Genomic DNA, 19,202 nt, shown 5'->3' on the forward strand with positions numbered 1-19,202 from the left:
CGAAGTCTACGCATTCGTGGAGCGGCTTGACGCTGCGCGGGTGACCCGCTTCAATCGGCAGAGCCCCCCATGACCGACAACCACAGGTGCCACCCTTGATCGACCGCCGCAAGTTCTCAGGCCTCGCCCTCGTTGCGATCGCATCGCTGCCGCATGCCCGCGCACAGATCAATGTGCCGGTCGAAGGCACGCACTTCCTGGAGATGTCGCCGCGGCAGCCCACACGTGACCGGGCGCAGGTTGAAGTGGTGGAATTCTTTGCCTATTCGTGCGTGCACTGCCATGCCTTCGAGCCCGCGCTTGACGCATGGCAGAAGGCGTTACCGGCAGGAATCCTTTTTCGACGGATACCCGTCGCTTTCAATGACGGTGCACAGGTATTGCATCAGCGGCTTTACTTTGCGCTGGAGTCGCTGGGGCTGCTGGAACGCCTGCATCGCAGAGTGTTCGCAGCGATTCATGTGCAGCATGACCACTTGCACAGTGCACCGGAAATTGCAGCCTTTCTCGCGCGCAACGGCGTGGATGCCGAGCAGGTGATGCAGGTGATGAATTCATTCGGCGTGACATCGCGGCTCAAGCCTGCCATGCAGTTGGCGGGCGGCTATGGCATCGAAGGCACGCCATCCCTGGGAATTGACGGCCGGTGGCTGACGTCGGGGTCGATGGCGGGGTCGAACCAGCGATCGTTGCAGGTCGCCGACTACCTGTTGTCGCTGGCCATGAAGAAGCGCTGAAAGCGCCGCTGGGCTACGCCCCCAAGAAAAAAAGCCGCTGAGCAATGTCAGCGGCTTTTAGAACCTGGCGGAAACGGAGGGATTCGAACCCTCGATGAGGCTCTACACCCCATACTCCCTTAGCAGGGGAGCACCTTCGGCCACTCGGTCACGTTTCCTGGTGGGGCGATTATGCCCCAATCAAACTCATCAGGCCGCTTGCGCGTGGTCCAGCTCGAACGCACGGTGCAGCGCACGCACGGCCAGCTCCATGTACTTCTCGTCGATGACAACAGACGTCTTGATCTCGCTGGTCGAAATCATCTGGATGTTGATACCCTCTTCGCTCAGCGAACGGAACATCTTGGCGGCAATGCCCACGTGGCTGCGCATGCCGATGCCAACAATGCTCACCTTGCAGATGCGCGTATCGCCTTCCAGGATGTCCGTGCCCAGGCTCGGCAACACCTTGGTCTTGAGCAGGTCGACGGTGCGTGCGTATTCGTTGCGGTGAACCGTGAAGCTGAAGTCGGTTTTGCCGTCTTTGGAGATGTTCTGGATGATCACATCGACTTCGATGTTCGCATCGGCAACGGCGCCCAGGATGTTGTAGGCGATGCCTGGCTTGTCGGGCACGCCCAGGATAGAGATCTTGGCCTCGTCGCGGTTGAACGCGATGCCGGAAACGACGGCGGATTCCATTTGTTCGTCTTCCTCAAAAGTGATCAGGGTGCCGGAGGTGGCTTCTTCCTGGATGTCGATGTCCCACGGCGTGAAGCTCGAAAGCACGCGCAGGCGCACCTTGTATTTACCCGCGAATTCCACCGAGCGGATCTGCAGCACCTTCGAGCCGAGCGATGCCATCTCGAGCATTTCCTCGAAGCTCACCGTGTGCAGGCGGCGCGCTTCAGGCACGACGCGCGGATCGGTCGTGTAAACGCCATCGACGTCGGTGTAGATCAGGCATTCAGCAGCTGAGAGCGCCGCTGCCACTGCAACCGCAGAGGTATCGCTGCCACCGCGGCCGAGCGTGGTGACGTTGCCGACGGCGTCGATGCCCTGGAAGCCCGTGATGATGACGACGCGGCCCGCATCAAGATCGGCGCGCACCTTCTTGTCGTCGATCGACTCGATGCGGGCCTTGGTGTAGGCGCTGTTGGTTTTGATGGCGACTTGCCAGCCCGCGTAGCTCACTGCGTCGAGGCCTTCGGCCTGCAGTGCAATCGCCAACAGCGCTGACGACGCCTGCTCGCCCGTGGCTGCGAGCATGTCGAGTTCGCGGAACAGCGCGTCGTCCTGCTGGGTGGGCGAAAGCTCTTTCGCAAGGCCAAGGAGCCGGTTGGTTTCGCCGCTCATGGCGCTGGGCACGACCACCATCTGATGGCCGGCGCGATGCCACTTGGCAACGCGCTTGGCGACGTTGCGGATGCGCTCGGTGGAGCCCATCGACGTGCCGCCGTATTTGTGAACGATCAATGCCATCGGGAAGGGATTCGAAGGAAGAAGAAAAGCCCGGAAAAGACCCGCACAGGGCCTGCGAAGGCGGCGGCTCCAAGTGGCCTCGCCACTGGAGAAACCTTCGGGATTATACCTAGGGCCTGGCCGCGAACTTCAGGCGGCGAAGCGCAGCAAAGGCCCGTCGCGCACCACATGGCCACTCGCCACCTTGATGCGAATGCCGTGTCCGCGCGTCGCACAGTCAGCCACTTGCGCCAGCAGTTCGTCGAGCTGCGCCGCACTCGGCGCGACGTCATGCGCCGTGCGCAGCCAGTGCCGCAACACATTCGCCTGGCGGGGATTTGACAGGCCACGAAGCGTGGCGATGACCGGCGGGCTACCCACCAAAGCCAGGTCAGCTTGCGCCACTTCGGCGAGCAGCGACTGTGCTTGCGCTGCGTGCCGCGCGCTGCGCGCGAAGGTGTCGCGAAACTGCGGAAAAGTCTGCTCCAGCGCCGGCAGCAGCCGCGCACGGATACGGTTGCGCACGAAGCGCTCGTCACGGTTGGTCGGGTCTTCGACCCACTCGATGTTGCGCGCGCGCAGCCATGCGCGGATTTCGCTCGCGGGCACGTCAAGAAGCGGTCGATGCCACGTCAGGCCGTCGCGCTGCCAATGCGCGGGCATCGCGGCGAGCCCGGGCAGCCCTGCCCCGCGCGACAGGGCCAGCAGGATGGTTTCGACCTGGTCGTCGGCATGCTGCGCAACGGCCACATCATGGAGGGCCTCGCCAGCCCAGTCGCTTCGAACAGCTTGCGCAATTGCAGCGTAGCGGGCGCGCCGCGCAGCGTCTTCCGGGCTCTCGCCCGGCACATGCCGCGCGTCAACGTGCCGCACAGCCAATGGCACGCCCAGGCTTTTGCAGAGGATGTAACAGTGCCGCTCGAAATCATCGGCCGCCGCCTGAAGGCCATGATGCACATGCACCGCCCTGACCTGCTGCGGCCACTTTTCGGCGCATGCCACCAGCAGCGCCGTGGAATCGGCGCCGCCGCTCAACGCCACAGCCAAGGGCAGGCTCGGCGTGAATCTTGCGATGGCATCCTGGAGCATCGCCGGATTATCGGCGCGGCGTCTCACACGGGCGCAGCCATAGCGCTAACCCCAACGAGATGCGTTTGCTTACCACTTAAAATTCCGTGCGCATTGACGAGGTACTGAATGCTTATCCCACCACACGGCGCAGGGGCCCACAAGGCACTGAGCGCCATCACCGCCCTGATTACAGTCGTCGGCATGCAGTTTGCGGCTACAGCGCCAGCATTGGCTCAAGCTGCAGCAGGTGCAAAGGAAGCCGCGCCGAGCGAAGCAGCCCGCCGCGCCGCTGAAAGCCCGTACCGGTTCATCCTGCAAAACGCAGCGATTCGCGAAAGGCCCAAGGCGGCCGCAGCACCCGCACCAGCGGCGGCCCCCGAGCGGGAAGCGCCCCGGCGCCCTGCCGCTTCTGAGCAAACCTTTGCATCGGTTCCTGCACGTTCAGCACCCGAGCCCGCACCGGCAGCCGTAGTGCCCGAGCCCGCCGCGCCCGCGCCGACGCCCGTCGCCGTTGCCTCACCGCAGGCCAAGCCAGCGCCAGTCGTCGCTGCGCGCAAGGAGCTGATTCCAATCAAGCAGGACCCGCCAGAGCTGAGCGCGGCACTCGCGCGTGAACAGCCGACAGGCATGGTCACCGTGGCATTCGATGTCATGCCCGATGGCAATGTGACGGGCGTGAAGGTGACGCACAGCTCGAATACGCGGCTGAACCGCCCCTCCATCCAGGCTATCCAGGCATGGAAGTTCCAGCCGATCGACGAAGTGCGTCAGCTGGAGATCGAGCTCAACTACAAGTAGCGCACGCCGCGCGGCGCGTTGTTCTAGCGCGCGTCGGCCTTCGTGTCCGTGAAGCGGCCGTAGCTTTGCAGCCGCTCATAACGCCGATCCAGCAGTTCCTTGACTTTGAGGTCGCTCAGCTGGCGCCATGCGTCATTGAGCGCACGCTTGAGAAACGCAGCCATTTGCTTGGGATCGCGATGGGCCCCACCCACCGGTTCGTTCACGATCTTGTCGACCAGGCCCAGGGCCTTGAGCCGATGCGCGGTGATGCCCATGGCGTCGGCCGCATCCTGCGCCTTCTCGGAGGTCTTCCAGAGGATCGAGGCGCAACCTTCCGGGCTGATCACCGAATAGATCGAATACTGCAGCATCAGCACCTGGTCAGCCACTGAAATCGCGAGCGCGCCGCCCGAGCCGCCCTCGCCGATCACCGTGGTGATGATGGGCACTTCCAGCTGCGCCATCTCGTAGATGTTGCGGCCGATCGCTTCGGACTGGCCGCGCTCTTCAGCGTCGATGCCGGGGTAAGCGCCAGGCGTATCCACAAACGTGAACACGGGCAGCTTGAATTTTTCAGCGGTCTTCATCAGGCGCAGTGCCTTGCGATAACCCTCGGGCCGGCTCATGCCGAAATTGCGCAGGCCGCGCTCTTTCGTGTCCCGCCCCTTCTGGTGGCCGAGCACCATGCACGCATTGCCGTTGAACCGTGCGAGGCCGCCGATGATCGACAGGTCATCAGCGAAATGGCGGTCGCCATGCAGTTCAATGAAGTCGGTAAAGATTTCGTTCACGTAGTCGAGCGTGTAGGGCCGCTCGGCGTGCCGGGCGATCTTGGTGATCTGCCACGGCGTGAGGTCGCTATAGATGTCTTTGGTGAGCTGCTGGCTCTTCTTGGAGAGCTGGTCGATCTCCTCGGAGATATCAACAGCGGATTCAGTCTGCACGTAACGCAGTTCATCGATCTTGGATTCAAGCTCTGCGATGGGCTGCTCGAAATCCAGAAATGTCTTCTTGGCCAACAGCGTTCTCCTTGTTCCCCAACGGGCCGCATCGGCGGTGGGTCAATACTCTACAGGCAGTGGGTCCAACGAGCGCCAAATATACCAAGTTGCAACACTGCAAAAAGGTGCCCAGGGCGCAGCGACTTCGCGCGCGTCGCTGCGGCTGACGGCCTCGCCGGAAAAATAATTCTTGCTGATGCCGTTGATCAGCCCGATGTCGTCGAGCGGCAGCACATTGGGCCGCATCAAGTGAAAGATGAGGAACATCTCGGCCGTCCAGCGGCCGATGCCACGGATACCCACGAGTTCCGCGATGATCTCTTCATCGCTCATCTCCGCCCACGCTTCGGCGTGAACGGCGCCTGAATCGAAATGCAGCGCGAGGTCAACGAGGTACTCGATCTTGCGGGCCGACAGGCCAGCAGCCTGCATGTCGTCCACCTTCAGCTTGAGCACGTTGCCGGCTGACATGCGGCGCGGCAGCTTGGCTAAACGATCCCACACCGTCTGCGCCGCCTTCACTGAAATCTGCTGGCCGACAATGCTGCGCGCCAGCGTGGTGAACGCGTCACCTCGCGACTGCAGGCATGCGTCGCCGAATTGCGGAATGAGCCGCTTGAGCACCCGGTCTTTTTTCGACAGGTGTTTGCACGCCTCTTCCCAATAGGCTGGCGTGGCAAGGACGATCGGCGGGAACGACGCGCTCACGCAGCAGCTTCCCACGTGGTGCCCGTGGGCGAATCTTTCAGCACCACACCCTGCACGAGCAGTTCGTCGCGAATGCGATCGGCTTCGGCAAAGTTCTTTGCCTGCTTGGCTGCAGCACGCAGTTCGATGCGCTTCTGGATCTCGGCGTCGTCCAGCGCGGAGCCTGCCTGCAGGAACGCTTTCGGCTCGCCCTGGAGCATGCCGAGCGTGCCGCCTAGTGCTTTCAGAAGGCCAGCCGACTTAGCGGACTTCGTGCGGTTGACTTCCGCGGCCAGCTCGAACAGCACGGCCACGGCCTCGGGCGTGCCAAAGTCGTTGTCCATCGCGGCCTTGAACTTCGCGGCGAAGGGCTCGCTCCAGTCGATGGCAACGTCGTCAGGGCGCACGAGGTCAAGTGCCGTGTACAGCCGCTTGAGGCCGGTGCGGGCGTCTTCAAGATGCACATCGCTGTAGTTGAACTGGCTGCGATAGTGGGTGCGTGCCAGAAAGAACCTGAGCGTCTGTGCGTCGAACTGCTCCAGCACGTCGCGAATGGTGAAGAAGTTGCCCAACGACTTCGACATCTTTTCGTTGTCGATATTCAGGAAGCCGTTGTGCATCCACACATGGGCCAATGGCTGGCCATTGGCACCTTCGCTTTGCGCGATTTCGTTTTCGTGGTGCGGGAACTGCAAGTCGGCGCCACCGGCGTGGATGTCGAAGGTCTTGCCCAGGATCTCCTCGCACATGGCCGAGCACTCGATATGCCAGCCCGGCCGGCCCTTGCCGTATTCGCTGTCCCATTTGGCGTCGTCAGGCTCGGTGGCCTTGGCGCTTTTCCAGAGAACGAAGTCCAGCGGGTCTTCCTTGCCTTCGAGCACGGCCACGCGCTCACCGGCGTGAAGCTCGTCGAGCGACTTGCCCGAGAGCTTGCCGTAGCCGGGAAAGCGGCGCACGGCGTAGTTCACATCGCCACCTTCAGCGCGATACGCCAGGCCCTTGTCTTCCAGGCGGCGGACGATGTCGAGCATCTGAGGCACGTAGTCGGTGGCCCGGGGTTCATGCGTGGGCCGCTCAATCGCCAGGGCATCGAAGTCCACGTGCATTTCGGTGATCATCCGGTCGGTCAGGGCGCGAACGGCTTCGCCGTTTTCAACGGCACGCCGGATGATCTTGTCTTCGATGTCCGTGATGTTGCGCACGTAGGTGACGCGATAGCCGCTGGCCTTGAGCCACCGCTGCACGATGTCGAATGCGATGTTGCAGCGCGCATGGCCGACGTGGCACAGGTCATACACGGTGATGCCGCACAGGTACATGCGCACGTGCCCCGGCTCCATCGGGGAAAAAACTTCCATGGCACGCGAAAGCGTGTTGTAGATGCGAAGGCTCATGGGTGTTCGAGTGCGCCCTGTCGCTGGGCTGGGAGAGCGCTTTTTACGGATTCTCTTTGATGGACTTGCTTCGATGAACGCCGTGATCGCCGGGGCCCGCCGCTACAATGCAGCGCAGTATATAGCCCCGTGTCGGGGCTTGTCACAAGGCGAAAGACCCGAGGCTAGATGATGTATCACGGCTCCACGATTCCTTCCTCCATTCGTAAGATCGCGCTTGCCGCTGCCGTTGCCGCCATGGCGACGCTGCCGGCCATGGCATGGGCTGACGACTATGCGGAAGTGACGAAGCTGCTGCGCGCAGGCAAGCCTGCCGACGCCATTGCAAAGGCTGACCAGTACCTGGCGGCCAAGCCCAAGGATCCGCAGATGCGCTTCCTCAAGGGTGTTGTGCAGGCAGAAGCGGGCCGCGTGCCTGATGCGATCAGCACCTTCACCAAGCTCACCGAGGAATATCCCGAGCTGCCTGAGCCCTACAACAACCTGGCTGTGCTGTACGCAGGCCAGGGCCAGTTCGAAAAGGCGCGCGCCACACTCGAAGCTGCGATTCGCACCAATCCCAGCTACTCCACTGCGCACGAAAACCTGGGCGACGTCTACGCGAAGCTGGCCAGCCAGGCCTACAGCAAGGCCCTGCAGCTCGATGCAACGAATACCGGCCTTCAGCCCAAGCTCGCGCTCATCCGTGAGCTGTTCGTGACCACCAGCAAGGGCGCACCTGCCAAGGCACCGCCACCGCAAGCCGCCGCACCGGCACCGGCCACACCTGCTCCAGCGCCTGCCGTCGTTGCGAAAGCACCGGCGCCCGCTCCTGCCCCTGCAGTCGCTGCCCCTTCACCGGCTCCTGCTCCTGCAGCACCTGCTGCAGCGGCAGCCTCGTCTGGCGAAGTGGAAGCCGCGGTGCAGGCATGGGCCAATGCCTGGTCAGCCAAAGACATGGGCGGCTACCTCGGCTCCTACGGCAAGGAATTCGACCCGCCGGGCAAGCTCACGCGCAAGGCCTGGGAGGACGAGCGCCGCTCACGCATCCTGGGCAAAAGCCGCATCAGCGTGAAGATCGAACAACTGGCCGTCAAGGTCAACGGCAACACGGCAACAGCCAAATTCAAGCAGAGCTACAGCGCGGATAGCCTGGCTGTGTCCAGCCGCAAGACGCTCGACATGGTCAAGGCCGGCGATCGCTGGGTGATCGTCAGGGAAAGCACAGGCGGTTGAACGCACAGGCGTTGCGCGGCATCGGCATGCCGCTTGCATTGGCGTTGGAATCTATCGGAATGACCGAATGAAACGGGCTTCGCTCGCGCTCTGCTTGATGTGCCTGGCAGCTGCACTGCCGGGCACTGCGCTGTCGTCAGCGCATGTGCGCAAGAAGCCCGCAAGCGCCGCCAAGGCCGCCAAGGTCGCGCGGCAGGTCGTCCTGCAGGACGGCCACGCCGAAGCGCGCCTGCTCGAGATCTACCGCCTGATCGCGCAGGCCAAGCCGCGTGATGCGCTCGCCAAGGCCGAGTCGCTCGTGAGGGATCACCCAAATTTCCAGCTGGCCCAACTCACCTATGGCGACCTGTTGTCGTTGCAGGTGCGCCCTATCCGTGCCATGGGCGACGTGCCCGATTTCGCGGCCAAAAGTGGCAGCCAGTCGTTGAGCGACCTGCGCGAGGAGTCGCAGTTGCGCATCCGCGCGCTGCTCGAAAAGCCGCCTGCAAACACCATTCCCGCTCAGTTCCTGCAGCTGTCGCCGCAGAACAAGCATGCGATTGCGGTGGACACTTCGCGGGCGCGCCTGTACCTCTTCGAAAACACCTCGACGGGCCTGAAGCTGCTGGGCGACTACTACATCTCGGTCGGCAAATCGGGCATCGACAAGGTGGTCGAAGGCGATTTGCGCACACCACTGGGCGTGTACTTCATCACCAGCAACCTCGACCCGAAATCCCTGAAGGATTTTTACGGCGCAGGTGCACTGCCCATCAATTACCCCAATCCGTATGACGCGCGTCGCGGCAAGACCGGCAGTGGCATCTGGCTGCACGGCACACCGCCATCGCAGTTTGCACGCGCGCCCAAGGCCACCGATGGCTGCGTCGTGCTCGCCAACCAGGATCTGCAGCGCATCATCAGCACCGTTGAAGTGCGCACCACACCCGTGGTGATTGCTCCGGCGCTGCACTGGGTGGCGCCGCAGAGCGTGCAGCCGCAGAGCAGGCAGTTTGCCGATGTGATGCAGGCGTGGCGCGCCGCCAAAGTGTCTGGCGACCCGGCGCGTATCCTGAGTTTCTACTCGACCGATTTCAACGGCTACGGCAAGACACTGGCGGAATGGACACCCACCCTCAAGGCAGAGCTCGACCGCGCACGCGGGCGGAACCTGCAGCTCAAGGATCTGTCCTACCTGCAGTGGTCGGACAACGTGGACACGATGGTCGTGACGTTCGGCGAAGTCGTCGACGGTGACCGCACCGGCGCAGTCAAGCGCCAGTACTGGATGCGCCAGGGGGCGCAGTGGAAGATATTTTTCGAAGGAGTAATTGGTTAATGAAATTCAAGACAATGCTCGCAGCGACCCTGCTCGCCACCGGCCTGAGCGCCATGGCAGCTGACGCGCCCAAGGTGAAGTTCGCCACGACAGCTGGCGACATCGTGATCGAGGTCTATCCGGACAAAGCGCCCAAGACGGTCGACAACTTCCTGAAGTACGTCGAGTCGAAGCACTACAACGGCACGATCTTCCACCGGGTCATCGGCAACTTCATGATCCAGGGCGGCGGCTACGACGAGAAGTTCTACGAGAAGCCGACACGCCCGCCAGTCGCCCACGAAGGCGAAGTCGTGCAGGCCAACAAGGGCCCACGCAACACGACGGGCACCATTGCCATGGCCCGCACCAATGACCCGAACTCGGCCACGGCCCAGTTCTTCATCAACGTGAAGGACAACGCCAGCCTTGACTACGCGACGCGCCCGCCGGGCTACGTTGCATTCGGCAAGGTCGTCAGCGGCATGGATGTCGTCGACAAGATCAAGTCCATGCCCACCGGCGCCGGCGGCCCCTTCCCGACCGACGTGCCCAAGACAGCCGTCGTGATCACCTCGGCCACCATCGTCAAGTAATCCAAGGAAGCCGAATGAGCAACCCCCAGGTGGACCTCCACATCAAGGACTACGGCGTCATCAAGGTCGAACTCGATGAAGCCAAGGCGCCCAAGACCGTCGCCAACTTTCTCGCATACGTGAAGAAGGGTCATTACGACAACACGGTGTTCCACCGCGTGATCCCCGGCTTCATGGTGCAGGGCGGCGGCTTCGAGCCAGGCATGAAACAAAAGCCCACCGATGCACCGGTCGAGAACGAAGCCAACAACGGCTTGAAGAACAACCTGTACACGCTGGCCATGGCACGCACACAGGCCCCGCACTCGGCGAGCGCGCAGTTCTTCATTAACATTGCCAACAACGACTTCCTCAACCACACAGCGCCCAGCCTGCAAGGCTGGGGTTATGCGGTCTTCGGCAAGGTAGTCGCCGGCACCGATGTGGTCGACAAGATCGCCGGCGTCAAAACGGGCAACCGCATGGGTCACGGCGACGTGCCCACGGCCGACGTCGTGATCGAGAAGGCCGTCCTGGCCTGAAGCAGCCCAGCGCCATGCCCCCACTGATGGAGCTGCAGGCTCCTGGCGCATGGCGCGCAGTCGACTTCGTGTCTGACCTGCATCTCGATGCGTCAGATGCGCAGACATTCCAGGCATGGAGCCGCTACATGCGTGACACACCTGCTGATGCGGTGTTCATTCTTGGCGATCTCTTCGAGGTGTGGGTCGGCGATGACTCAGCAGCCCGCGCGGGCTTTGAAGCCGACTGTGTTGCCGTGATGAAGGCCTGTACTGCGCATGCAGCGCTGTTCTACATGCATGGCAATCGCGACTTCCTGGTGGGCGAGGCGGCATTGCGTTCCTGCAATGCCACGCTGCTGAGCGACCCGACTGTCTTCGGCTTCCTGGGCGATCGCTACCTGCTCTCGCATGGCGACTCGCTGTGCCTCGCAGACACCGATTACCTAGTCTTTCGCGACAAAGTCCGCGCACCCGCGTGGCAGCACGACTTCCTGTCCCAACCGCTTGAGCGGCGCGAGGCCATCGGCCGAGACCTGCGCGCGCAGAGCGAAGCGCGCAAGGCAGCCGGCATCGAGTATGTCGATGTCGATGAAGCTGAAGCCGTTCGCTGGCTGGAGGCCGCGGACGCCAGGGTACTTATCCACGGGCACACGCACCGGCCGGCCACCCACGCCATGGCAGGCGATTGCACGCGCGTCGTGCTCAGTGACTGGGACGCACGCGCCACACCACCGCGACACGAAGTGTTGCGGCTGACCAAAGGCGGCTTTCAGCGCCTGCCGCTGGCCTGATGTTCGGCTGGTTGCGGCGGCGGCCCGCTAGCCGCCCGGTACCCGAGGCGCTTTGGCAGACGGTCCTGCAGCGCTTTGCGTTTCTGCGCGCGCTGCCCGGGGATGAAGCACTGCGACTTCGCGAGCTCACCTCGCAATTTCTTGCCGCCAAACAGTTTCATGGTGCACAGGGCTTCGTCATCACCGATGAAGTCGCCGTCTGCATTGCTGCCCAGGCCGTGTTGCCGGTGTTGTACCTGGGGCTGGACTGGTACGACGACTTCGTCGGCATCGTGGTCCACCCCGATGAAGTCGTCGCCAAACGCGTGGTCACCGACGACGCGGGCGTGGTGCACGACTGGGACGAAGTCCTCAGCGGCGAGGCCATGGACGGTGGGCCGGTGATGCTCAGCTGGCGCGATGTGGCAGACGCTGGCCAGTCTGCTGCGCAGGGCTACAACGTCGTGATCCATGAATTCATCCACAAGATCGATATGCGCGATGGCGCTGCCGACGGTTGCCCGCCGCTTCGAGACAACAGCGCCAGGCGCGCATGGTTCGCCGTGATGCAAGCCGAGTACGCGCGATTTCGCGAGCAGGTCATCATCGCCGAGCGCTTCGGCGGCCCCGCACCCTGGCTGGATCCGTATGGCGCCGAAGCGGTCGACGAGTTTTTCGCCGTCGCGTGCGAGGCCTACTTCGTCAATCGCGCTCGTTTCGAAGCCGACTTTCCTGCGCTGGCGCCTTTGTTCGACAGCTTCTTCAAACAACAAGCCGCCGGCCGGGGCGGCTAGCCGCGCAGCAGCGTTTTCAGCACAGTCTGCAGCCGGCGCGCATTGGCCGGGTCGTGCGCAGTGGCCAGCACACGCGCCGCGTCGTCGCCCCACGTCTGCGCGGGTGACGGATCGTTGCGCTTGGTCAGCAACTTCAGCTGCAGTGCACGGCGCGCATTGATGTGCTCGGCTGGCGTCGGCACTTCGGCGGCCATCTCCAGCCGCAACAGCGACTCGGATGCATCGCCCGATGGTGCGGCAGCGACGGCCTTCGACCAAGCACCGCGCACCGCGGGCGTGACTGACTTGCCGAATTCCTGCATCGCCGGGACTTGCTCGGGCGAGCGCTGCTCCCACGCGGTCATCAGCTGGGTCAGCGCCTCTCCGTGCGCCTGCGCGGCGAGCTTTCGCAGCGCCTGCTGCGCGTGTTCGATCGCGTCACGCTGGGCGCGGAAGGCTGCATCGCCCAGACGCGGGCCGCGGTCTTCCATCGCCGGGCGGTCGCCAAAGCGCCCACCACCAAAGCGGCCATCGCCGCGGCTGTCGCCACCGCGGCCGGCATCGCGGGAAGGTGCGCCCTTGCGGTCGCCGAACTTGCCACCGCGCATGGGCGCAGCGGGCTCTGTTTTCTTCATGCCAGGCCGGTCGTCGCCGCGCATCGCGACAACCGGTTTTGCCTTGGGCTTTGGCGCTGCTTGCGGTGCCGGCGGGGTTTCGGCAGTTGCTTCGGCATGAGTTTCCGAAGGAGCGTCCCCAGCGGCAGCGCCTTCAGGCGACACCGCTTCGGTTTCAGCTGGCGGCATCTGCGTGGCAGGTGCCGGTTCGGCCGGGCCTGCTGCTGCCACTGCCGCTTGTGCTTGGGCCTGGCCGCTCAGGGCTGCCTCCAGGCCGGCCATGGCGGCTTTGATCTTCTGCGCGTCGCCGCTGGCATTGGCTGCCTCTAGCGCCTTCGACGCGTCGAGCACCGCGCGATCGCGCTCGCTCAACGCTGCCGACGCCTTCTCGCGCTCTTCGGTCTTGCGATTGAACGCATCGTCGATCGGTTTGCGGAACGCGTCCCACAGCTTTTGCTCATGCTTGCGATCAAGCGGAATGCGCTGCGCCTCAGCCTGCCAGTGCTGCTGCAACGCCTTGACGGCGTCGATACGCAGCTGCGGCGCTGCACCCAGCACCTTGGCCTCTTCGATCATGGCGTGGCGCTGCTCGAGGCTGGCCTTCTGCACGGCATGCAGCGGTGCTTCAGCGGCCTGGATCGTCTGCTTCCACAGAGGTTGCATCTCAGCGAAAGCCTTCTCGCTCAGGTGCCCGGCCTCACGCCAGCGCGACTCGAACTGGTGAATGATTCGCGCAAAGCCCTTCCAGTCGCCGTCCTTCGCGGTTGTGTTTTCCGCGGCCCATGCTTTCACTTCATCGATCAGCGCCAGGCGATGGGCGCGGTGCTCCGCCGCTTCGGACTTGATCTTCTCCAGCCAGGCTTCGACGACCTTGTAGGCCTCGTTGCAAGCGTCGTCGAAACGCTTCCATAGCGCGTGGTTCGGCACGCCGCCCTGGTCGGTCTGCTTCCATTGCTCGCGCAAGGCGCGCAAATTTTCCTGCATCTTGCGGCCGCCAAAACGCGGTTTGCGGACAGGTTCTTCACCTTCGGCCGCCGGGGCCTGCATCTCAAACAGCGACTCGGCCTTGGCCACGAGTTCATTGCGCAACTGGTCTGCGCGCCAGCGCTGCCAGCCTTGCAGTTCGCCCGCCGCGTTCAACGCAGCTTGCGCGTGGCTCTCCAGCTTGTCATCGACAAAACGGCCATGCTCTTTCAAGACACCGCGCAAGGCCGTCGCCGCGCCGGCACTGGCCTTGCCGTGGCCCTGCGCCATTTCTTCCTCAAGCTTGGCGAGCGCCTCGCGTACCTGCGCACTGGCCTTGGCTCGCACTTCCGGATCGACCTTTGGCCGCGCCGGCTTGGGTGCGGCGTCCACCGGAACACCACGTGCCACGCGCAGTTCGTCCGCCCAGACGGGCACGGGTGGCAGAGGCGCAGCACCGTCGGCAGCGGCCGCCACCGCGAGCGACAACGCTGCAGAGAAGGCATCCCACACTGCATTGAGCTGCGCACGCGAGGCCTCCAGCAAAGGCGGGAACTTCGTGTCCACACTGCCCCAGTTCGGATCCTGCAACAGCGCCTGTGCCTGCGATTGCCAGTCGGGCACATCGACACGCAGCGATTCAGCGGCGGCCTGGGCGTCGCGCCATGACTTGGTGGACAGCACCTCGATGCGCTGGGCCAGCAGCACCGCTGCTTCGCGCTGGACCTGCACCCGGTGCTGCAAGTCTTCGATGCCCTTGATGCGATCGGCAAGCTGCGCCTTCATACCAGCGAGCGGTTCGCGGCTGAGGGGCGCTCCTGCCTTGGCTGCATCGCGCTGCCACGCCATGGCGTCTGCAATATTGAGTTTGGGCAGTGCGAGCAGACTCTGGGCCTTCTCGGCCCACTCGGCGGCGATGACCTCCTGGCCTTTGCTGCGCTTGATCTCGTCAAGGCGTTCGCGCAGAAGCTTCGCCGCGCCCTTGTCGCGCCCGCTCAGCTCCCGGAACACCTCCTGCATCTGCTCGGTGGCGGGGTTGCTGGCGAGCCAGTCGCGCACACGCGAAGCGCGCTCGCCGGACGTCGCAGCCGAAAAGGCGCCGCCGGTGAGGGTGTCGAGGGCTTGGGTATCGTGGGTCTTGAGGGTAGCTTGGGTCACTGCGATATCTGTCTGTATATATTTGTGGTTCGCCTGGGGCGCAGACGACTCCGCGCCGTGGCACAGGAACCCCCTATTCTCGCCGCGATTGGGCAGCTGCCGCGACGCGCAGTATCCCGCACTGAATTTTCCAGCTGCAAATGAGAAAGCCCGGACGGGCAGCTAAACCACCCGCCGGGCTTGGCGGCTGACACGAGGCCGGCGCCGCCTGGATTCGCGGCCAGGGAGTTTTGATGTCCAAGGCCGCGATGGAGGCAAGGGATTGCCTCCGATGTGGGCCGGGGCTGCCACCACAAGAGTGGCCCTACCGGCTGGTTGCCCGATCACTCAGGCCTGGTGAAGTTAGGCGATGTGAGGCCGGATTTCAAATCCGCGTTTCAATCGCCACCGCATGAGCGATTGACTGAATTGGCTTGACTTGCCGGGCCAGTTAGTGCGGCGCGCCCAGCACTTGTTACGTTTTGCCCGCACAGCGATCGAAATCATCGGCAACGAGTAGTTACGAACTACTCGTCGTGCCCGGTCTGACCTTGGCTTACGACGTTCTCTTACAGAAAGTGACTCAACAGACCTCGACCGACTGGCATTTAAATGCACTTATTTGCATATTAATTAACGTTGATATTCTTGACTTGATATTAAGAGGGCACCTAGAATCCGCCCGTCCCTGGCAAAAGTACTGGGGACAACCCGAACCCGCTGCCGACCCCGGCTAAGTTGAATTCAGCGTTGAGCCTCCAGAACATGGCTCCCGGAATTTGATGGCGTACCAATCCAAACGATGTGCCCGCGATTTTTGGTGGCGCTTTTCCGGAAAGCGACACACCCCTTCGTGGAGCCGCGCGTAGAAAGGAAGTGCTATGACAGCGTTAGGAAAAGTAGCTGACGGCCTGCGAACCTTCGCAGCAGATGTGGCCCAAGGCTTTTTCGAGATTACGCACAACAGCTTTGCCCTCGTGGGGCTGGCTTGCGTGTTTTGTGTTCTCACCCTGACTGCCCGCCCTGACCTTCGTCAGGCAGGCGAGACCCGTTTGATGTCCTGGTTGCAATCGCGCCAGGAGGCCATGGTGGGCATGCCGGTCCAGCTTGAGGCGATCGACCGCGCCACCGCCACAGACTTGAAGGACCTGCCCAAGCAGCAGGCAGCCGTGGCCTATTGGCTCAGCAAAAAATACCGCGTTGCGGCTGAACCCGTCGGCGCCCTGGTTGCCGAGGCTTACGACATCGGCGAGCGTTCGCACCTCGATCCCATGCTGATCCTGGCCGTGATGGCCGTCGAGTCGGGTTTCAACCCGTTCGCCCAGAGCCCCGTCGGCGCCCAGGGCCTCATGCAGGTCATGACCGGCGTACATAAAGACAAGTACGAGCACTTTGGCGGCAAGCTTGCCGCGTTCGATCCGGTCAGCAACCTGCGCGTCGGCACCAAGGTCTTGCAGGAATGCATCAGCCGCGCCGGTGGCCTGCAGGCAGGCTTGAAGTTCTACGTGGGCGCAGGCATCAGCGGCGAAGACGGCGGCTACGCTGACAAAGTGATGGCCGAGTACTCCCGCCTGAAGCTGGTGGCAACCGGCCGTGCAGTGCCCCTGCCTGCAGCCGCGCCCGTGATTCGCACGATTGCGCCGCTCGCCGTCGAACCGGCACCGGTTGCACCGTCCGAAGAGAAGATCGCCTTCGTTTCAGTTTCCTGAAACTTGCGCCGGATGCGCGGAACACGTCCGCTACACTAGCGCCGTACGCGACTGGCGATAGGCGCGGCCACCCGGCCGGCGCTGACGTGGGAACCACCACTGGGGAGCGTGCCGCTGGCAAACCTGTCGAGCCTGTCAGGTCCGCCCAGTGTTGAGCCGTTCGCCTGGGCAGCCAATCCCGTTAACAAGGACTGCCATGTTCCACCGAAACATCCTCGTCGAGCAAACCGATCCCGAACTCTGGTCCGCCATCGTGCGCGAGAACCAGCGCCAGGAAGACCACATCGAGCTCATCGCGAGCGAGAACTATGCGTCCCCTGCCGTCATGTTTGCGCAGGGCACGCAGCTGACGAACAAGTACGCCGAGGGCTATCCCGGCAAGCGCTACTACGGCGGCTGCGAATTCGTCGACATTGCCGAGCAACTCGCGCTCGACCGCGTCAAGCAATTGTTCGGTGCTGCGGCGGCTAACGTTCAACCCCACTCGGGCGCACAGGCCAATGAAGCCGTGTTCCTGGCCTTCCTCAAGCCCGGCGACACGATCATGGGCATGAGCCTGGCCGAAGGCGGCCACCTCACGCATGGTATGCCGCTGAACATGAGCGGCAAGTGGTTCAACGTTGTCTCTTACGGCCTCGACGCAAACGAAGCGATTGACTACGACGAGATGGAGCGCAAGGCGCACGAGTCACGCCCCAAGCTGATCATCGCGGGCGCTTCGGCTTATTCGCTGCGCATCGACTTTGAGCGCTTCGCCAAGGTTGCCAAGGATGTCGGCGCAATTTTCATGGTCGACATGGCGCACTACGCGGGCCTGATCGCTGCCGGCGTGTATCCCAACCCGGTACCTTTCGCTGACGTCGTGACCTCCACCACACACAAGAGCCTTCGCGGCCCGCGTGGCGGCATCATCCTGATGAAGCCCGAGCACGAAAAGGCCATCAACAGCGCCATCTTCCCCGGCCTGCAAGGCGGGCCGCTGATGCACGTGATCGCCGCCAAGGCGGTCGCTTTCAAGGAAGCACTGCAGCCTGACTTCAAGGCGTACCAGCAGCAAGTCGTGAAGAACGCGCAAGTCATGGCCGAAACACTCGTGCAGCGCGGCCTGCGCATCGTGAGCGGCCGCACCGAAAGCCACGTGATGCTCGTGGACCTGCGCTCCAAGGGCATCACCGGCAAGGATGCAGAGGCGATCCTTGGTGACGCCCACATGACCATCAACAAGAACGCCATTCCCAAGGACCCCGAGCGGCCCATGGTCACGAGCGGCGTGCGCATCGGCACACCGGCGCTCACCACGCGTGGCTTCAAGGACGAGGAAACGCGCATGACGGCGAACCTGATTGCCGACGTGCTCGACAACCCGCGCGATGCAGCCAACATCGCCGCCGTGCGCGAGCGCGTGCACGCCCTCACCAGCCGGTTCCGGGTTTACTCGTAATCGCCTGACTGATGAAGTGCCCTTTCTGCGGCCACAGCGAAACCCAGGTGGTGGAAACGCGCGTGTCCGAAGACGGGGACTTCATCCGCCGCCGACGGCAATGCCACAGCTGCGAAAAGCGCTTCACCACCTATGAGCGGCCCGACGTCACGTTTCCTGCGATCGTCAAGAAAGACGGCCGGCGCATTGAGTACGAACGGGTCAAGCTTCGTGCATCGATGAACCTGGCGCTGCGCAAACGCCCCGTCAGCACCGAACAGATCGACAGCGCTGTCGAGCGCATTGAAGAAAAGCTCCTGAGCCTTGGTGTGCGCGAACTGCCGTCGAACCGTATCGGCGAGCTGGTCATGCGCGAACTCAAGAAGCTCGACAAAGTTGCCTATGTGCGCTTTGCCAGCGTCTATCGCAGCTTCGAGGACATCGACGAGTTCAAGACGCTGGTTGACGAAGTGCGGCGCTGAAGGCGGGCCCTGCGCGGCCCATGTCAAACGCACTGGCCGTCACGCACCTGATGCGACCTGGCACGGCCACCGCTGCTGATCACGATCTGCCGGCCGTCTGCAGAAGAGCCTGAGACATGGCACAGCGTCAAGGTGCCGGCGAGCAAGGCACCCGTCGCCATCCGCGCAGGGCCTCCCGACACGTAGCCGATATAGCGCGAAACATTCTGGTTGCCCGTCAAGCGGATGCCGGAGCTCAACGCGTCGGCCCGCTCGATCAGTTTCTCGCTCGCATCCATCTCGCCATTGCCGTTGACGTCCAGAAACACGATCCAGCCCTGGTCCCAGCCGCCGGTCGCGCTGCACGAAGCGCCGTCAGCCGATTTGCACAGCGCCACACGGCCGCCTCGCTTGAGCGACTCGGCGCGCGCCAGGCGCATGCTCGACATGAACGCATTGGTCGCCGTGCTCAGACGCACGGAATCGACGAGGGAAGTCATCGATGGCAGCGTGATGGACATTAAGATGCCGATGATGGTCACCACCACCATCAACTCGATCAGCGTGAAGCCGCTTTGCTGGCGGGCCGGTGCATGAATGTTGTGTTGTGTTTTCATGACCGGAATTGTTGGAT

General features: G+C 63.2%; 18 protein-coding genes, 1 tRNA gene and 1 riboswitch. Of the genes, 11 read left to right on the plus strand and 8 right to left on the minus strand.

Translation table 11 applies throughout. From position 1 onward, the window contains the following. Nucleotides 1-95: 95 nt before the first annotated feature. Nucleotides 96-737: a thiol:disulfide interchange protein DsbA/DsbL gene (locus GHT07_RS08790; RefSeq protein ID WP_153584712.1), complete on the plus strand. Its 642-nt coding sequence runs from the start codon at nucleotides 96-98 to the stop codon at nucleotides 735-737. Between the two features lie 65 nt (nucleotides 738-802). On the opposite strand, the gene GHT07_RS08795 is transcribed toward GHT07_RS08790, so the two are convergent. From GHT07_RS08795 to tilS, 3 genes are all read right to left on the minus strand, one after another. Further along, nucleotides 803-895 (minus strand) — tRNA-Ser (locus GHT07_RS08795). A 31-nt stretch (nucleotides 896-926) separates the two neighbouring features. Further along, the gene (locus GHT07_RS08800; protein ID WP_153584713.1) at nucleotides 927-2,198 is read right to left on the minus strand and encodes an aspartate kinase; all 1,272 of its coding nucleotides are present in this window, start codon (nucleotides 2,196-2,198) and stop codon (nucleotides 927-929) included. Nucleotides 2,199-2,327: 129 nt separating this feature from the next. Then, nucleotides 2,328-3,266, minus strand: a complete 939-nt coding sequence (tilS, locus tag GHT07_RS08805) for a tRNA lysidine(34) synthetase TilS (RefSeq protein WP_153584714.1) — start codon at nucleotides 3,264-3,266, stop codon at nucleotides 2,328-2,330. A 108-nt stretch (nucleotides 3,267-3,374) separates the two neighbouring features. Here tilS and GHT07_RS08810 point away from each other — a divergent pair, with 108 nt between their 5' ends. Then, complete coding sequence (locus tag GHT07_RS08810) at nucleotides 3,375-4,046, plus strand: TonB family protein (RefSeq protein WP_153584715.1); 672 nt, start codon at nucleotides 3,375-3,377, stop codon at nucleotides 4,044-4,046. Nucleotides 4,047-4,069: 23 nt separating this feature from the next. Here the strand turns inward: GHT07_RS08810 and GHT07_RS08815 are convergent, their stop codons facing one another. The 3 genes from GHT07_RS08815 to cysS are packed head-to-tail and all read right to left on the minus strand — an operon-like array spanning nucleotide 4,070 to nucleotide 7,110. Then, nucleotides 4,070-5,047 (minus strand): acetyl-CoA carboxylase carboxyltransferase subunit alpha, encoded by a 978-nt coding sequence (locus tag GHT07_RS08815; protein WP_153584716.1) that lies wholly within the window; start codon nucleotides 5,045-5,047, stop codon nucleotides 4,070-4,072. 42 nt (nucleotides 5,048-5,089) lie between these two features. Further along, the gene (locus GHT07_RS08820; protein ID WP_323740849.1) at nucleotides 5,090-5,737 is read right to left on the minus strand and encodes a DNA-3-methyladenine glycosylase family protein; all 648 of its coding nucleotides are present in this window, start codon (nucleotides 5,735-5,737) and stop codon (nucleotides 5,090-5,092) included. Then, nucleotides 5,734-7,110, minus strand: coding sequence for a cysteine--tRNA ligase (gene cysS / locus GHT07_RS08825; RefSeq protein WP_153584717.1), 1,377 nt, complete (start codon nucleotides 7,108-7,110; stop codon nucleotides 5,734-5,736). The genes GHT07_RS08820 and cysS overlap by 4 nt, the downstream gene beginning before the upstream one ends. A gap of 168 nt (nucleotides 7,111-7,278) precedes the next feature. On the opposite strand from cysS, the gene GHT07_RS08830 reads away from it, so the two are divergent. The 6 genes from GHT07_RS08830 to GHT07_RS08855 all read left to right on the plus strand — a co-directional run bounded on the left by GHT07_RS08830 (nucleotide 7,279) and on the right by GHT07_RS08855 (nucleotide 12,285). Further along, nucleotides 7,279-8,325, plus strand: a complete 1,047-nt coding sequence (locus GHT07_RS08830; RefSeq protein WP_395685860.1) for a tetratricopeptide repeat protein — start codon at nucleotides 7,279-7,281, stop codon at nucleotides 8,323-8,325. Nucleotides 8,326-8,392: 67 nt separating this feature from the next. Further along, nucleotides 8,393-9,643 carry a L,D-transpeptidase family protein gene (locus GHT07_RS08835; protein WP_153584718.1) on the plus strand — a complete coding sequence of 417 codons (1,251 nt, stop codon included), beginning with the start codon at nucleotides 8,393-8,395 and terminating at the stop codon, nucleotides 9,641-9,643. Further along, nucleotides 9,643-10,218: a peptidylprolyl isomerase gene (locus tag GHT07_RS08840; protein WP_153584719.1), complete on the plus strand. Its 576-nt coding sequence runs from the start codon at nucleotides 9,643-9,645 to the stop codon at nucleotides 10,216-10,218. Before GHT07_RS08835 ends, GHT07_RS08840 begins: the two co-directional genes overlap by 1 nt. 14 nt (nucleotides 10,219-10,232) lie before the next feature. Continuing rightward, nucleotides 10,233-10,739 carry a peptidylprolyl isomerase gene (locus GHT07_RS08845; protein ID WP_153584720.1) on the plus strand — a complete coding sequence of 169 codons (507 nt, stop codon included), beginning with the start codon at nucleotides 10,233-10,235 and terminating at the stop codon, nucleotides 10,737-10,739. Between the two features lie 14 nt (nucleotides 10,740-10,753). Then, the gene (locus tag GHT07_RS08850; protein WP_153584721.1) at nucleotides 10,754-11,512 is read left to right on the plus strand and encodes a UDP-2,3-diacylglucosamine diphosphatase; all 759 of its coding nucleotides are present in this window, start codon (nucleotides 10,754-10,756) and stop codon (nucleotides 11,510-11,512) included. After that, on the plus strand, nucleotides 11,512-12,285 hold the full coding sequence (locus GHT07_RS08855; protein ID WP_153584722.1) for a M90 family metallopeptidase: 774 nt from the start codon (nucleotides 11,512-11,514) through the stop codon (nucleotides 12,283-12,285). The genes GHT07_RS08850 and GHT07_RS08855 overlap by 1 nt, the downstream gene beginning before the upstream one ends. Here the strand turns inward: GHT07_RS08855 and GHT07_RS08860 are convergent. Then, complete coding sequence (locus tag GHT07_RS08860) at nucleotides 12,282-14,999, minus strand: DUF349 domain-containing protein (RefSeq protein ID WP_323740850.1); 2,718 nt, start codon at nucleotides 14,997-14,999, stop codon at nucleotides 12,282-12,284. The two genes, GHT07_RS08855 and GHT07_RS08860, sit on opposite strands and share 4 nt — an antisense overlap. Before the next feature lie 860 nt (nucleotides 15,000-15,859). Between GHT07_RS08860 and GHT07_RS08865 the strand changes: the two genes are divergently transcribed. From GHT07_RS08865 to nrdR, 3 genes are all read left to right on the plus strand, one after another. Then, complete coding sequence (locus GHT07_RS08865; protein ID WP_153584724.1) at nucleotides 15,860-16,687, plus strand: lytic transglycosylase domain-containing protein; 828 nt, start codon at nucleotides 15,860-15,862, stop codon at nucleotides 16,685-16,687. Nucleotides 16,688-16,724: 37 nt separating this feature from the next. Beyond that, nucleotides 16,725-16,864: riboswitch (ZMP/ZTP riboswitch) on the plus strand. A gap of 19 nt (nucleotides 16,865-16,883) precedes the next feature. After that, nucleotides 16,884-18,128 carry a serine hydroxymethyltransferase gene (gene glyA / locus GHT07_RS08870; protein ID WP_153584725.1) on the plus strand — a complete coding sequence of 415 codons (1,245 nt, stop codon included), beginning with the start codon at nucleotides 16,884-16,886 and terminating at the stop codon, nucleotides 18,126-18,128. A gap of 11 nt (nucleotides 18,129-18,139) precedes the next feature. After that, the gene (nrdR, locus tag GHT07_RS08875) at nucleotides 18,140-18,589 is read left to right on the plus strand and encodes a transcriptional regulator NrdR (protein WP_153584726.1); all 450 of its coding nucleotides are present in this window, start codon (nucleotides 18,140-18,142) and stop codon (nucleotides 18,587-18,589) included. A gap of 23 nt (nucleotides 18,590-18,612) precedes the next feature. Here the strand turns inward: nrdR and GHT07_RS08880 are convergent, their stop codons facing one another. Next, nucleotides 18,613-19,185 carry a GspH/FimT family pseudopilin gene (locus GHT07_RS08880; protein WP_153584727.1) on the minus strand — a complete coding sequence of 191 codons (573 nt, stop codon included), beginning with the start codon at nucleotides 19,183-19,185 and terminating at the stop codon, nucleotides 18,613-18,615. Nucleotides 19,186-19,202: the final 17 nt, after the last annotated feature.

This window comes from Caenimonas koreensis DSM 17982 (assembly GCF_009646335.1).
Taxonomy (GTDB): Bacteria; Pseudomonadota; Gammaproteobacteria; order Burkholderiales; family Burkholderiaceae_C; genus Ramlibacter; species Ramlibacter koreensis.

Excerpts from the sequence above, each read along its gene's own strand:
- GHT07_RS08800 (WP_153584713.1), bottom strand. The coding sequence starts at position 2,198 with ATGGCATTGATCGTTCACAAATACGGCGGCACGTCGATGGGCTCCACC.
- tilS (WP_153584714.1), bottom strand. The coding sequence starts at position 3,266 with ATGCTCCAGGATGCCATCGCAAGATTCACGCCGAGCCTGCCCTTGGCT.
- GHT07_RS08810 (WP_153584715.1), top strand. The coding sequence starts at position 3,375 with ATGCTTATCCCACCACACGGCGCAGGGGCCCACAAGGCACTGAGCGCC.
- cysS (WP_153584717.1), bottom strand. The coding sequence starts at position 7,110 with ATGAGCCTTCGCATCTACAACACGCTTTCGCGTGCCATGGAAGTTTTT.
- GHT07_RS08830 (WP_395685860.1), top strand. The coding sequence starts at position 7,279 with ATGATGTATCACGGCTCCACGATTCCTTCCTCCATTCGTAAGATCGCG.
- GHT07_RS08835 (WP_153584718.1), top strand. The coding sequence starts at position 8,393 with ATGAAACGGGCTTCGCTCGCGCTCTGCTTGATGTGCCTGGCAGCTGCA.
- GHT07_RS08840 (WP_153584719.1), top strand. The coding sequence starts at position 9,643 with ATGAAATTCAAGACAATGCTCGCAGCGACCCTGCTCGCCACCGGCCTG.
- GHT07_RS08845 (WP_153584720.1), top strand. The coding sequence starts at position 10,233 with ATGAGCAACCCCCAGGTGGACCTCCACATCAAGGACTACGGCGTCATC.
- GHT07_RS08850 (WP_153584721.1), top strand. The coding sequence starts at position 10,754 with ATGCCCCCACTGATGGAGCTGCAGGCTCCTGGCGCATGGCGCGCAGTC.
- GHT07_RS08855 (WP_153584722.1), top strand. The coding sequence starts at position 11,512 with ATGTTCGGCTGGTTGCGGCGGCGGCCCGCTAGCCGCCCGGTACCCGAG.
- GHT07_RS08865 (WP_153584724.1), top strand. The coding sequence starts at position 15,860 with ATGACAGCGTTAGGAAAAGTAGCTGACGGCCTGCGAACCTTCGCAGCA.
- glyA (WP_153584725.1), top strand. The coding sequence starts at position 16,884 with ATGTTCCACCGAAACATCCTCGTCGAGCAAACCGATCCCGAACTCTGG.
- nrdR (WP_153584726.1), top strand. The coding sequence starts at position 18,140 with ATGAAGTGCCCTTTCTGCGGCCACAGCGAAACCCAGGTGGTGGAAACG.
- GHT07_RS08880 (WP_153584727.1), bottom strand. The coding sequence starts at position 19,185 with ATGAAAACACAACACAACATTCATGCACCGGCCCGCCAGCAAAGCGGC.